The sequence below is a fragment of the Sphingomonas sp. OV641 genome (assembly GCF_900109205.1).
GTDB lineage: Bacteria > Pseudomonadota > Alphaproteobacteria > Sphingomonadales > Sphingomonadaceae > Sphingomonas.
This window is the reverse complement of sequence record NZ_FNZB01000001.1, coordinates 248,878-260,375: the sequence shown is the minus strand read 5'-3', so window position 1 is coordinate 260,375 and position 11,498 is coordinate 248,878. Positions and strand designations below refer to the sequence as shown.

Here is an 11,498-nt window from a genome sequence, read left to right as displayed (position 1 = left end):
TAGAACGGTCTTGGCGGGGCCGGGCCGCGCCAGGCAGAAACATCGCGCCGACATGCTGGAAGAGAGATTTGGCCGCGCAGGACCGCTTGCCCCCACGGCTTCCTAAAATAACCGCAGGAACAATAAGGAGCGTCCTGCACCATGTCCTTGAATGCCTATCAGCGCGCCCGGAGCATCGTTGAAAGCCCCCGCGCAACCGAGTTCCGCCTGATGAGCCAGATCACCGGTGACATGATGCAAGCGCGCGACGCCGGTTTGGCCGGCGCGGCGCTGATCCCCGTGCTGCATCGTAACCGTGAAGTCTGGGGAGTCTTCGCTTCCGCCTGTGGCGCGACCGGCAATGAACTGCCGGATCAGCTCCGCGCCAGCATCATCTCGATCGCGATCTGGGTCGATCGCTTCACCAGTGATGTCATGGCCGGCCGCGAGTCCATCGAGGAATTGATCGATGTGAATCGCTCCATTGCGGAAGGACTTTCCCCGGGAACGCAGCAATTTCGAATGGCACGTCAGGCCGAAGCCGCTTAGGGCTCAACCATGTAGATCAATGTGCAGCGTCAACACGCCTATCGTCTCGATCATGCAAGATAGGGAACACACGATCCACTCAGCGTAACCTACCCGGCTCATGGAGGAAAAGCTGACAGGCCCTTTGCTCGCGAACTCAGGCCCTGATGCAAAGCAGGAGATCATCCGGCAGGCGGCCGTTTACGCCTCCGGTGTCCTGAGCATGGCGGGCGACCCTGCGCTTCAGCAATTGGTCGAGCAGGCGGCGCGCGAGTTTCAGGTGCCGATTGCTGCCCTCTCCATCGTGGATCGCGATCGGCAATGGTTTCCGGCATGCGTCGGCTTGGATATGGAGCAGACGTCGCGGGAGATATCGTTCTGCGCCCACGCTGTCATCCATCCCGACCAGATCATGATCGTGCTGGATGCGACGCTCGATCCCCGCTTTTCGGCGAATCCGTTCGTCACCGGACCGACCAATATCCGCTTTTATCTGGGCTGCCCAATCCGTGACCGGGACGGTCGGGCGCTTGGCACCTTGTGTGTGATTGACGTGACATCGCGCGCGCGCGTCACGGAAGCGGATCTCGACCGGCTACGGGATCTTGCCCGGCATGCCGGCGACATCATCCTGCAACCCGAGGTAAGTGCGCGGGATCGTCGGCAGGCCCTTGATGGTATCAGCGGCCAGATCGAAGTCCTGATCCGCGATGGTGAGGAGGATGGCGTTGACGAGCTCGACGCCATGCTTCGCCGGCTGGAACGGCAGGAGGAGCGTGATCGTCAGCGTAAGAGCTGATCTTCCCCGCGCCGCTCTGGCCCCACTTGTTCAACCTTCCCTGCCAGCTCCGGCGAACCAGCGGCGGCGCATTCCACCGCCACAGACCGACAGCTCGCCAACGCGGCTGCGGTCGTGACTTCGCGATCACGCCCCACGATCAAGCAACGCGATCGATGGCTTTGTCGCGCGCCGCCAGCGCCTCCACATCAGCCGCCGGCACGGGTGCGGAGAAATAATAGCCCTGCAACTCATTGCAGCCGCTCTCCCGCAGGAACCTGAGCTGCTCGTCCGTCTCGACACCTTCCGCGGTGACGGTAAGCCCCATGGCGTGACCAAGCGTGATCACCGCCGTGATGATGGCGGCGGAGTCCACCGCATGGCCCAGGTGCTGGATGAAGCTTCGGTCGATCTTGATCTTGTCGACGTCGAAGCGACGGAGATAGCTGAGCGACGAATAACCGGTTCCGAAGTCATCAAGCGCGATGCGAAGGCCGGCAGACCGTAGACGGCGTAGCGCGCTGCGCACGTTTTCATCATCGTCGATCAGCACGCCTTCGGTGACTTCCAGTTCGATCTTCTTGGGATCCGCGCCACAGCTTTCGACGATGCCAATCACCCGATCGGCGAAATGCGGGCTGCGGAACTGGACCGGGGAAAGGTTCACCGCGACGAACAGGTCCGGCCAGGCCAGCGACGCGCGGCACGCCTGCTCGAGGATCCAGTCGCCCAGCGGACTGATCAGCCCAGTTTCCTCGGCGATCGGGATCAGTTGCGCCGGAGAGACGGCACCACGCTGTGGATGCTCCCAGCGCAGCAGCGCCTCCACGCCCACCATCCGGCCATGCTCGTTCACCAGCGGCTGATAATTCATGCTGAGCCCGGTGCCGTTCGCCAGTGCCTCGCGAAGATCCTCCTCGATCTCGGCGCGAAAGCGGACGCTGGCGTCCATCGCGGGGCTGAAATGCCGATGACAATCCCTGCCCTCTCCCTTGGCGGCGTACAGGGCGATGTCGGCCTTGCGCAGCAGTTCGGTGCGTTCCGTGCCGCCAAGCGGGGCTAGGATCACGCCCATGCTGACGCCGACATGCGCCTGGTTGTTCAACACTTCGAATGGCTGGTTCACCGTCTGCCGGATCTGCTCGCACAGCCGGTCGACCCCTGCCACGCTACTGGCTCCATCGATCAGCAACGCGAACTCATCGCCACCCAACCGAGCAATCATGTCGCGCTCGCCCAGCAGGCGCGAAAGGCGGCACCCGAACTCCTTGATCAGCACGTCTCCGGCCAGATGGCCGAAATTGTCGTTGACGTGCTTGAAGCGGTCGAGATCCATGAGGATGAGCGCGCAGCTTCGCCCTCGCCGTGCCTCCACCAGCGCATGATCGAAATGATCGTTGAACTTCGCCCGGTTGGGCAGTCCGGTCAGCGGGTCGTGAAATGCCAGGTGGTGCGCCTGCGCCTCGCTTGTCTGCAGTCGCAGGATCGCCGCGCGCAGCTCATTGGTATTCGCGATCAGCCGACGACCAAGCACGAACATCACCCCCGCGATCACCAGCACCGAAGCGCTGCCAAGCGGCACGAGCACGGCGGCGATGGCTGAGCCGGGCAGTTCGGGAGACCAGAAGAACCAGGTCACCACCCGTCCCGATCGGTTGCGCAGCGGCAATGACGCCTCGCCAGGCGAAACGTGGGAACCAGTCGAGAAATGCGGCCTGGCAAGAAGATAGTCCCGCGCCAGAGCTTCACGAAAGCTGCCATCGAGATATCGCACGCTGAGCAGGATCGGGCGCGTGCCGGGCTGGTCCGAAACGTCTCCGGTCAGCGGAAGGACCAGCATCGCGCTTACCGCCGCGGGCCGCCCTTCGATGATGATCAGGTCCGATGCGAACGGTACGTCAATCTGCCCATCTCCCATGACCGGTCGTGCCCGCGGAAGATTGCGGTCCTTGGCCCGGAGAGATGCAAGAAGCGGCGCGAGGCCCGGCGCGTTCTGGTCGCGCAGGTCCTCCTGCACTCGCCGGCCGTCGACCATCGCATAGACGATCCTGTCCTGCGCATTCACCAGGAAGACCCGATCATGCCCGAACAGCTTGTGCAGCCACAGGCCGATGTTCGCATCGATCCATGCCGCATCAAGTTCCGGCGCGCGCAGCTTCACGACCAGATCGTCCCAGACGGCGACTGTTTCCTGCTGCAGCTGAATGTCCGCGAGGCTCGTTTGAACGGCCCGCTGCACCGTCCGGACCTGCCGCTCGACGGAGATCGTGTCGCTCCGCCCGGCCGACCAGAACAGGCCAAAGCCGACGATCGCGATCGAGATGATGGTGGCGAGCGCGATCGGCCAAAGCAGGCGCCGGTTGGATGTGGCGGCCGTGCGCGCGGTCTTCAGCGGATGCTTGGCGGCGATCATGGACGGAGTTTGGCACCCTGCCGGTTACTCCAAGCTTTTGGCCTGCCCCTGTATTTTCCGTAATCCCGGTGTTCGGCAAACCCAGGGGCGGGTCGCCGCCCCTTCCCGTCCGCCAGCGCTCAACCGTGGCCGAAACTTCGTACCAGCGAGCCAGCCACCAGCGCCCAGCCGTCCACCAGCACGAAAAAGATGATCTTCATCGGCAACGATATCGTCGGCGGCGGAAGCATCATCATGCCCATCGCCATCAGCACGGCGGAGACCGCCAGGTCGATGATCAGAAATGGCAGGAGCAGCAGAAAGCCGATCTCGAAGGCACGCTTCAGCTCCGAGATCATGAACGCCGGGACCAAAGTGGGGAGCGGCGTTTCGGCCCGGGCCACCGGCGGCTTGCCGGAAAGCTCGGTGAACAGGCCAAGATCGCTGTCCCGCACTTGGCTGAGCATGAATGTCTTGATGGGCGCCGTTGTCCGGTCGAACGCCTGCTGCTCCGTTATCTGTCCCGCGGTATAGGGGCTGACCCCCTCGTCCCACGCCTTCTGGAAAGTCGGTGCCATGACGAAGAAGGAAAGAAACAGCGCGAGGCTGATGATCACGGGGTTGGGCGGCACGCCTTGCGCGCCCAGCCCGGTGCGCAGCAGCGACAAGGCCACCACGATGCGCGTGAAGGACGTGATGGTCATCAGAATGCCGGGTGCGAGGCTCAGCACCGTCAGCATCAGCACAAGCTGGATCGCCCGCCCGGACAGCGATCCGCCGGCGAGATCGACGGTGGCACTCTGCGCCATGGCGGCGGATGGCAGCAGGAAAGCGGCGGCGACGAGCGCCGCCCGGACCAGTCTCATCATGTCGGTGCTTTCTAGATGGTGTCGCTGGAGCGGATGAATCCGCCGCTGGCCCGCTCGACCATCTGGCCGAAGGATTGCCGCGCCGCCGCGGCACTGGCCCTGGCCTCGGCCCGCCGCGCCTCCTGAAAGACCGCCCGCGCCTCAGCCGCCACGTCATCGATGGAATCGCGGATGAAGCTCGCCTCGATCAGCTGCGGCCCTTCGGGTGCCAGCAGCAACAGATGCTCGCGCCCGTCGCGGCGAATGAGCGCAACCGAACGCCGCTTGTCGAGCGGCAGACGCTCGACCAGTTCAAGCCGCCGCTCCACGCCGCCCGACATGCGTCCCGGAAGCTTGAGATCGTAGCGGCGTACAACCCACAGAGCGATGCCAAGAAGGCCGAGAACGACGCCTAGCCCGCCCAGCATGCGCAGGACAGAGACAAGCTCCATCAGCCGCGACCCCGCTTCACGATCTCGGTGATTTCCAGCGACATCTGCTCTTCGTTGACGAGCACACGTCCCTTCGCGACCAGCTTGTTGTTCACGTAGACAAGCGTCGGATCGTCATGCCCGCAATCCAGCGGGATCATGGCGCCGCGGCTCATCTTCAGTATCTGCCGGATCGGAACCTGGGCCGAGCCAAGCACGATCGACATTTCGATGCTGATATCCTCTAGAACAGACATGAGCTGCTCCTTTCATGAGGATTTATAGGAAGAATTTTCCGCCGGCTCGGCCGCACTAGGAAATTCTTGCCTACAATGGAGGTGCGAGCGGCCCGGGCGCTGCTTTCGGAGACCTTCTGAATGGACCTCAAGACTTCGGTGCAGGTGTCTGCGACCGGCCTTCGCGCGCAATCGTTGCGCATGCGGGTGATCGCCGAGAATCTCGCCAATGCCGATTCCGTCGCATCGGCGCCGGGCGGCAATCCCTATCGTCGACGCGTCGTGAGCTTCCGATCGGAAGTGGATCGCTCGAGCGGCGGCATGGGTGTCAGCGTCAAGGGTATTGAGGGTGACAAGAGCACCTTCCAACGCGCCTATCAGCCCGGCAGTCCGGCGGCGGACGCGCAAGGCTATGTGTTGCGCCCCAACGTCAACGGTCTGGTCGAAACCGCCGACATGAAGGCCGCGCAGCGCAGCTACGAGGCCAATCTGAACGCAATCGAGGCCGCCAAGGGCCTGACGATGCGCACCATCGACCTTCTCAAATAAGGATCATTGCATCATGTCCATCGGTGCCCTCGACGCCGCCACGGCCTATGGCCGTGCGATAGGGATCGGAAAAACAGGCGGTCTGGGCGGCGTTTCCGCTGGTACCGGCACGGCCGAAGCCGGCGGCGGCTTCGGCGATCTTGTGTCGCAGCTCGTCACGGACACAGCCACGTCGCTGCGCGCTGCCGAGACGGCGAGCGCAAAGCAGGTCGCCGGCAAGGGTGACCTGATCGACGTCGTCACTGCCATTGGCGCGGCGGAAACTGCCCTCGACACGGTGGTCGCCGTGCGCGACCGCGTGGTGGGCGCTTATTCCGACATCATGCGCATGCAGATCTGACCCCGCATGACGCCGTTCGACGCCATCGAGATCGCACGCTCGGCGCTGGTGCTCGTGCTGACGATCATCGGCCCGATGCTGATCACGTCGCTGATCGTCGGCGTCGTGATCGGCCTCATTCAGGCGCTGACCCAGATTCAGGAGATGACGCTCACCTTCGTTCCGAAGCTGCTCGCGATGGGTCTGGTGCTCCTTTTGTGCCTGCCGATGATCGGCCATGCCATGGCTGATTTCACGCATCAGATCAGCGACCGGATCGTCCAGGGCTGAGCCATGGACCAGATCCCGGTCGAGGCTACCGCCTTTCTGATCATCTTTGCGCGCGTTGGAGCAGTCCTCATGCTGCTTCCCGTCTTCTCCGAAGACTCCATTCCGCCGCGGATCCGGCTGATGATGGCGTTCGGCATGGCGGCCGGCCTCTGGGGTCTGCTGTCGCCTCACACGCTTCCTGTCGCTCAGGGCGAGGCGGAACTGCCCGGCATCATTTTCGGCGAGTTACTCGTCGGGCTCGGGCTTGGCGCGATCGTGCGCATCATGTTTCTTGCCGCGGCCATGGCCGGCTCCATCATCAGCCTGCAGATCGGCCTGACGTCCGCCATTGTCTTCGATCCCTCTCAAGGTGGCCAGGCTCCGCTGCTGTCACGGTTCGTCAGCGTCGCCGCGGCCGTCATCTGCATGGCGATGGCGGTGCACCATCTGTGGATCGCCTCCATAGTGCAATCCTATCAGCAGTTCCCGGTCGGCGCTCTGCCCCCAGCCCCGGACTTCGCGGCCCTTGCAGTGACGGTCACCACGCGCTCCATGGCGCTGGGTCTCAGCCTCGCCGCGCCGTTGATCGTCTATGGCATCGTCTTCAACGTCGCGCTCGGCATGTCGGCGCGGCTCGCGCCGGCGATCCAGGTCTTCTTCATTGCCCAGCCGATGAACCTGCTGCTCGGGCTGGCACTTCTCGCCACCGTCTTCGGGACGATGCTGACCGGCTTTGCCCAGGCGATGGCGGCCTGGATGCAGACGGGCTGGAGCTGACGCATGTCCGGCACCGACAAGGATCAGAAGACCCACGATCCGACCGAAAAGAAGCTGCAGGACGCCCGTACCAAGGGCGACACCGCATCCGCGCCGGAGATGCGGCACGCCGCCATGTTCGCTGCTGCCGTGGTGATCGTCGGCGGGATGGGCGTGTGGACGTTCGCGCGCCTCGCGCACATTCTGGTGCGGCTCTGGGGCCGGGCCGAGGATTTCTCACTGGAGCCGGATGGCGCCCGCCACCTCGCCAGCGGCCTCATGGCGCAGATGTTTTCGGTGATGGGTCCGCTGTTCGCCACGCTGTTCGCGTTCGCGATCCTGGGCGGCCTGATGCAGGGACGCCCGTCCATCGCCATGTCACGGCTCGCCCCGAAATGGTCCAAGCTCTCGCCGATCTCCGGCTTCAGCCGATTGTTCGGCATGAAGGCGCTGGTGGAGTTCGCCAAGACGCTGGCCAAGCTGGTCCTCGTGATCTGTGTCGCGCTGCTGGTGGTCTGGCCCCGTGCGGTCGGGCTGGACCATCTGATCGGCGCCGATCCGATCGAGATCGGGAATGCCGCCGGCGGACTGGTCACGGCCATGGTGAAGACGGTGGCCGTGCTGGTGGGCGCGTTCGCCATGTTCGACTTCGTTTATCAGCGCCGCTCGTGGCTCAGCCGGATGCGCATGTCGCTGCAGGAGATCAAGGACGAGCATAAGGAGAGCGAGGGCGATCCGAAGATCAAGGCCAAGATCCGCTCGATCGGCATCCAGCGCTCACGCAAGCGGATGATGGCCGCCGTGCCCCAGGCCAGCGTGATCGTCACCAATCCCACCCACTTCGCAGTGGCGCTCAAATATGATCACGGAAAGATGGGCGCGCCGGTCGTCGTGGCGAAGGGTGTTGACGCGATTGCGCTGAAGATCCGCGAAATCGCGACTGAGGCCAAGGTACCGATCATCGAGAACCGCCCTCTTGCGCGCGCCCTGTACGCGTCGGTGGACGTTGATCACCCCATCCCTGCGGAGCACTATGCCGCCGTTGCCGAGATTATCGGCTATGTAATGCGCTTGGCGAAGGAACGGCGCTAGGCGGATCCGCCCGGCACGGTCAGCCCGCGTCGGCCTAGCTCTGGTCGCGATGCTCAGGCAGTGGCGGAGCCGGCCGAAGGCGCATCGTCCTTGCTGACCGCAAGTCGCGATGCCGGCAATGCGCCAAGCTCGGGTGCGCCCACCACGTCACCGCTGATGTAGCGAAAACCATAGCCGCGCAGCTTGGCGGCATCGGCGTCGGCGCTCACACCGCTGGCGATCAGCCGGGCGCCATGGCTCGCACCCGTGATGCGCCGGGACAGATTTTCCACTTGGATGCGGCGCGCCCAGCTCGATGCGATGCCCTGCGTTTCGCCGGGATCGATCTCCACGAAATCGGGCGGCAGCCGCGTCAGCCGCTGAAACTCGTCATCGCGGCCATGAAGTGGCCCGTAGAGCGTGGCACAGCCATGTTTCGCATGGGCATCGAGCAGATCGGCCAGCTTGAACGGGGCATATTGCTCGGGCGCCTTCACTCGCATTACCAGGCGGCGCGGCACGATGCCGCAGCCGTGTGCCGCATCGATCAGCGGCCGCAGTTCCTCGAATGGGTCGGCCAACAGCGCGACCGGCAGGTCGATGATCAGTCGCGCACCGCTTTTCACGAAACCCAGGCTCGCCGCGCTCCTGACCGCGGCCAGGCGAAACCGGGCGTACAACGCACCGAGCGAAGGCGCGTCCATCCCGGCGATCCGCGCCTCGACGGCGGCGCCCTCCCGCGTCCGCAACAGCGCCTCATAGGCGAAGATCCGGCCGGACTCGATCTCCGCCACGGGGGCGAACGCCACCGCATAGCCGTTCGCGGCGCCGCCATCCGCTTGCGCATGTTCCGGCTCTTCCACGTCGCTCCCTCTGCCCAAAGTTTTCCAGACTTCATGACGCAAGCGGCCGGAAATCACCAGACGATGGTGATGCTTGGCCGCTTCTCTCTTCTTGCCGCGGCGCCGATCAGACCCACATATCGTGCTTCGCCAGCTCCACTCGTACGCGCAGTTTGATCTCGTCCATCAGCGCGGCAAGCTCGCTATCCTCAGGCATGTCGAACGTGTCGAGCCACTCGCGCAACGCCGTCAGTGGCTCGATGCTGGTAGGCCGCGCGACGGTCTCCGCTTGAAGTCGGTCGAGCAAGGCGAGACCGCGGTCCGCCTTCTCCGCCATCTTGCGACGCCGGTCGATGGCGGGGTCAGCCGCGGCAAGTTGCACTAGCATCTGCACTGACGTGGCAGGCACCATTGCAGGCTGTGGATGAGACACACCGGCTGCCACCGGCGCCTCCTGCTGGGGCAATGCGGCGCGGAAACCCGCCGCCGCCTCGGGCAGCGCTGCCAGCATCTGCTGCTGCAGCAAGGGAGACAGCGGAGAGATGCGCACTTTTGACCGTACCGCCAAAGAAGGAGCCCTGATCTCTCTATAAGAGATAAGCGGCAACTTTCTCACGGAACCCCCACGATTATGCGCAAGCCTCGACTTGGCGCCGCAGCCCTGGTGCTCGCGGCGATGCTGGCCGGAAGCGGTCCGGCGACGGCCGGCCCCCGCATCAAGGACATTGTCGATGTGGAGAATGTGCGGCCCAACCAGCTGGTCGGCTATGGCCTGGTGGTCGGCCTCGCCGGCACCGGCGATCGCACGCGCAACGCGCCCTTTACCGAGGAATCGATGCAGGCAATGCTGGAGCGCATGGGCGTGAACGTGCGGGGCACGCAGATGCGGACGCAGAATGTCGCCGCCGTATCGATCACCGCTACCATGCCGCCGTTCGCACGCGCCGGGTCGAAGATCGACGTTCAGGTGTCCGCGCTCGGCGACGCAACCAGCCTTCAGGGCGGTACGCTGCTCGTGTCGTCGCTTCGCGCGCTCGACGGGGAGATCTACGCCGTCGCGCAGGGGCCGGTGGCTGTTTCCGGCTTCAAGGCCCGCGGCGCGGCGGCCAGCGTCAGCCGCGGCGTCTCCACATCCGCACGGATTGCCGAAGGGGCGATCATCGAACGCGAAGTGCCTTTCGCGCTGAAATCCGCCACCAGCCTGAAGCTGGCGCTGAAGAACCCTGATTTCACCACCGCGCAGCATATCGCAGGCGCGATCAACCGCCGGTTTCCCGGCGCTGCCGAGGTTCTCGACCCGGCAACGGTGCAGATTGCGCCCCAGAATGGCGGCGGCGGACTGATCAACCTTGTATCTCAGGTCGAAAATCTGCCGGTCGAGGTCGATCAGCCCGCCCGTATCGTCATCAACGAAGCGGCAGGAACGGTGGTCATGGGCACCGACGTGCGGGTCAGCCCGGTTGCGATCGCCCAGGGCGGGCTGACGATCAGCGTGTCGGAAAGCCCAATCGTCTCCCAGCCCGCACCCCTGTCGGATGGCGAGACCACCGTCGTCCCGCGCACCCAGATTTCCGTCGACGATGGCGGCGGCGCCTCGCTGGCGATGGTCGGCGGCGGCACCTCGCTGCAGTCGCTGGTAAGCGGGCTGAACGCGCTCGGCGTCTCGCCGCGTGATCTCATCACCATCCTTCAGGCGATCAAGACGGCGGGCGCGCTCCAGGCCGAGATCGAGGTTCAGTGATGGACGATCTCCGGATCAGCACCCCGCCCCCCGCCCCGTCCCCCCTCTCCCCGGCACCGCGCCCGTCAGGCGTGGGCGGCGCTGCCGCGCAAAAGACGGCAAAGGATTTCGAGGCCGTGTTCATCGGCCAAATGACTCAGTTGATGTTCGAAAGCGTCGAACAGGGCGAATTCAGCGGTGGGCACGGCGAACAGATGTTCCGCGGTGTGCTTGCCGAGAAACTGGGCGGTGCCATCGCCGAACGGGGTGGCATCGGCCTTGCCCCGAAGGTGCTGGAGCAGATCATCAAATTGCAGGAAGGAAGCCAATGATTGAAGAACTGCTCGACAACATGTCGTCGCTGACGGCGATCATGGAAGAAGAATCGGATCGCCTCGTTGCGCCCGGCCGTGTGCCGGACCTGTCCGAAATGGCCGCCGCAAAAACCCGCCTGGTCGGCTCGCTGGAGCGGCGGCTTACCCAGCTTGCCCGCGAACGGGCGGACTGGATGGAGCAGCTGGAGGAAACGGACCGCAGCCGTCTCGCCGCCACCGTCGCCGTGCTGCGCGATGCATCAATGGTGAACGCGGACGTGCTGGAACGCCAGATCGAGCTTTCCACCGAGCTGATGGCGGCGATTGCGCAGGAAGCCCAGCGCATGATGGGCACGCGCAAGGCCACCTACGGCGCCCATGGCGGCTGGCTGGGCATGGATCTTCCGGCGCCGATCTCCCTCAACACCAGGCTCTGAACCGACACTTGGAAATACCCTCGTACGG

16 protein-coding genes are annotated in these 11,498 nt (G+C 64.5%); 10 read left to right on the top strand and 6 right to left on the bottom strand.

Translation table 11 applies throughout. From position 1 onward, the window contains the following. Positions 1-141 precede the first annotated feature (141 nt). On the top strand, positions 142-528 hold the full coding sequence (gene flaF, locus BMX36_RS01145) for a flagellar biosynthesis regulator FlaF (RefSeq protein WP_093063378.1): 387 nt from the start codon (positions 142-144) through the stop codon (positions 526-528). A gap of 124 nt (positions 529-652) precedes the next feature. After that, a complete protein-coding gene (locus tag BMX36_RS01140) occupies positions 653-1,306 on the top strand; it encodes a GAF domain-containing protein (RefSeq protein ID WP_256210613.1) in 654 nt (217 codons plus the stop codon). Between the two features lie 139 nt (positions 1,307-1,445). On the opposite strand, the gene BMX36_RS01135 is transcribed toward BMX36_RS01140, so the two are convergent. The 4 genes from BMX36_RS01135 to BMX36_RS01120 all read right to left on the bottom strand — a co-directional run bounded on the left by BMX36_RS01135 (position 1,446) and on the right by BMX36_RS01120 (position 5,213). Further along, positions 1,446-3,698 carry a putative bifunctional diguanylate cyclase/phosphodiesterase gene (locus tag BMX36_RS01135; RefSeq protein ID WP_093063376.1) on the bottom strand — a complete coding sequence of 751 codons (2,253 nt, stop codon included), beginning with the start codon at positions 3,696-3,698 and terminating at the stop codon, positions 1,446-1,448. Between the two features lie 119 nt (positions 3,699-3,817). After that, complete coding sequence (fliP, locus tag BMX36_RS01130) at positions 3,818-4,546, bottom strand: flagellar type III secretion system pore protein FliP (protein ID WP_093063375.1); 729 nt, start codon at positions 4,544-4,546, stop codon at positions 3,818-3,820. An 11-nt stretch (positions 4,547-4,557) separates the two neighbouring features. Further along, on the bottom strand, positions 4,558-4,977 hold the full coding sequence (locus BMX36_RS01125; protein ID WP_093063374.1) for a flagellar biosynthetic protein FliO: 420 nt from the start codon (positions 4,975-4,977) through the stop codon (positions 4,558-4,560). Continuing rightward, complete coding sequence (locus BMX36_RS01120) at positions 4,977-5,213, bottom strand: FliM/FliN family flagellar motor switch protein (RefSeq protein ID WP_093063373.1); 237 nt, start codon at positions 5,211-5,213, stop codon at positions 4,977-4,979. Before BMX36_RS01120 ends, BMX36_RS01125 begins: the two co-directional genes overlap by 1 nt. 120 nt (positions 5,214-5,333) lie before the next feature. Between BMX36_RS01120 and flgC the strand changes: the two genes are divergently transcribed. The 5 genes from flgC to flhB are packed head-to-tail and all read left to right on the top strand — an operon-like array spanning position 5,334 to position 8,178. After that, a complete protein-coding gene (gene flgC / locus BMX36_RS01115) occupies positions 5,334-5,741 on the top strand; it encodes a flagellar basal body rod protein FlgC (RefSeq protein WP_093063372.1) in 408 nt (135 codons plus the stop codon). A gap of 13 nt (positions 5,742-5,754) precedes the next feature. Next, positions 5,755-6,081, top strand: coding sequence for a flagellar hook-basal body complex protein FliE (locus BMX36_RS01110; RefSeq protein WP_093063371.1), 327 nt, complete (start codon positions 5,755-5,757; stop codon positions 6,079-6,081). A gap of 6 nt (positions 6,082-6,087) precedes the next feature. Continuing rightward, positions 6,088-6,351 (top strand): flagellar biosynthesis protein FliQ, encoded by a 264-nt coding sequence (fliQ, locus tag BMX36_RS01105; protein WP_093063370.1) that lies wholly within the window; start codon positions 6,088-6,090, stop codon positions 6,349-6,351. Positions 6,352-6,354: 3 nt separating this feature from the next. After that, complete coding sequence (gene fliR, locus BMX36_RS01100; RefSeq protein WP_093063369.1) at positions 6,355-7,107, top strand: flagellar biosynthetic protein FliR; 753 nt, start codon at positions 6,355-6,357, stop codon at positions 7,105-7,107. A gap of 3 nt (positions 7,108-7,110) precedes the next feature. Then, positions 7,111-8,178: a flagellar biosynthesis protein FlhB gene (flhB, locus tag BMX36_RS01095; protein ID WP_093063368.1), complete on the top strand. Its 1,068-nt coding sequence runs from the start codon at positions 7,111-7,113 to the stop codon at positions 8,176-8,178. Between the two features lie 53 nt (positions 8,179-8,231). Here the strand turns inward: flhB and BMX36_RS01090 are convergent, their stop codons facing one another. Together BMX36_RS01090 and BMX36_RS01085 are read right to left on the bottom strand one after the other, a co-directional pair. Continuing rightward, positions 8,232-9,020, bottom strand: coding sequence for an EAL domain-containing protein (locus tag BMX36_RS01090; protein WP_177178979.1), 789 nt, complete (start codon positions 9,018-9,020; stop codon positions 8,232-8,234). 106 nt (positions 9,021-9,126) lie between these two features. After that, positions 9,127-9,549, bottom strand: coding sequence for a flagellar assembly protein FliX (locus BMX36_RS01085; RefSeq protein WP_093063366.1), 423 nt, complete (start codon positions 9,547-9,549; stop codon positions 9,127-9,129). A 126-nt stretch (positions 9,550-9,675) separates the two neighbouring features. Here BMX36_RS01085 and BMX36_RS01080 point away from each other — a divergent pair, with 126 nt between their 5' ends. Genes BMX36_RS01080 through BMX36_RS01070 form a run of 3 tightly spaced genes read left to right on the top strand, consistent with a single transcriptional unit; the run spans position 9,676 to position 11,470 of the window. After that, complete coding sequence (locus BMX36_RS01080) at positions 9,676-10,740, top strand: flagellar basal body P-ring protein FlgI (protein WP_256210738.1); 1,065 nt, start codon at positions 9,676-9,678, stop codon at positions 10,738-10,740. Then, positions 10,740-11,051, top strand: coding sequence for a rod-binding protein (locus BMX36_RS01075; protein ID WP_093063364.1), 312 nt, complete (start codon positions 10,740-10,742; stop codon positions 11,049-11,051). The genes BMX36_RS01080 and BMX36_RS01075 overlap by 1 nt, the downstream gene beginning before the upstream one ends. Continuing rightward, complete coding sequence (locus tag BMX36_RS01070; RefSeq protein WP_093063363.1) at positions 11,048-11,470, top strand: flagellar protein FlgN; 423 nt, start codon at positions 11,048-11,050, stop codon at positions 11,468-11,470. The genes BMX36_RS01075 and BMX36_RS01070 overlap by 4 nt, the downstream gene beginning before the upstream one ends. The last annotated feature ends 28 nt before the right edge of the window (positions 11,471-11,498 follow it).

Coding starts and splice junctions, on each gene's coding strand:
- flhB (WP_093063368.1), top strand. CDS start 7,111: ATGTCCGGCACCGACAAGGATCAGAAGACCCACGATCCGACCGAAAAG.
- fliR (WP_093063369.1), top strand. CDS start 6,355: ATGGACCAGATCCCGGTCGAGGCTACCGCCTTTCTGATCATCTTTGCG.
- BMX36_RS01135 (WP_093063376.1), bottom strand. CDS start 3,698: ATGATCGCCGCCAAGCATCCGCTGAAGACCGCGCGCACGGCCGCCACA.
- BMX36_RS01125 (WP_093063374.1), bottom strand. CDS start 4,977: ATGGAGCTTGTCTCTGTCCTGCGCATGCTGGGCGGGCTAGGCGTCGTT.
- flaF (WP_093063378.1), top strand. CDS start 142: ATGTCCTTGAATGCCTATCAGCGCGCCCGGAGCATCGTTGAAAGCCCC.
- BMX36_RS01070 (WP_093063363.1), top strand. CDS start 11,048: ATGATTGAAGAACTGCTCGACAACATGTCGTCGCTGACGGCGATCATG.
- BMX36_RS01080 (WP_256210738.1), top strand. CDS start 9,676: ATGCTGGCCGGAAGCGGTCCGGCGACGGCCGGCCCCCGCATCAAGGAC.
- fliQ (WP_093063370.1), top strand. CDS start 6,088: ATGACGCCGTTCGACGCCATCGAGATCGCACGCTCGGCGCTGGTGCTC.
- BMX36_RS01110 (WP_093063371.1), top strand. CDS start 5,755: ATGTCCATCGGTGCCCTCGACGCCGCCACGGCCTATGGCCGTGCGATA.
- BMX36_RS01120 (WP_093063373.1), bottom strand. CDS start 5,213: ATGTCTGTTCTAGAGGATATCAGCATCGAAATGTCGATCGTGCTTGGC.
- BMX36_RS01075 (WP_093063364.1), top strand. CDS start 10,740: ATGGACGATCTCCGGATCAGCACCCCGCCCCCCGCCCCGTCCCCCCTC.
- flgC (WP_093063372.1), top strand. CDS start 5,334: ATGGACCTCAAGACTTCGGTGCAGGTGTCTGCGACCGGCCTTCGCGCG.
- fliP (WP_093063375.1), bottom strand. CDS start 4,546: ATGATGAGACTGGTCCGGGCGGCGCTCGTCGCCGCCGCTTTCCTGCTG.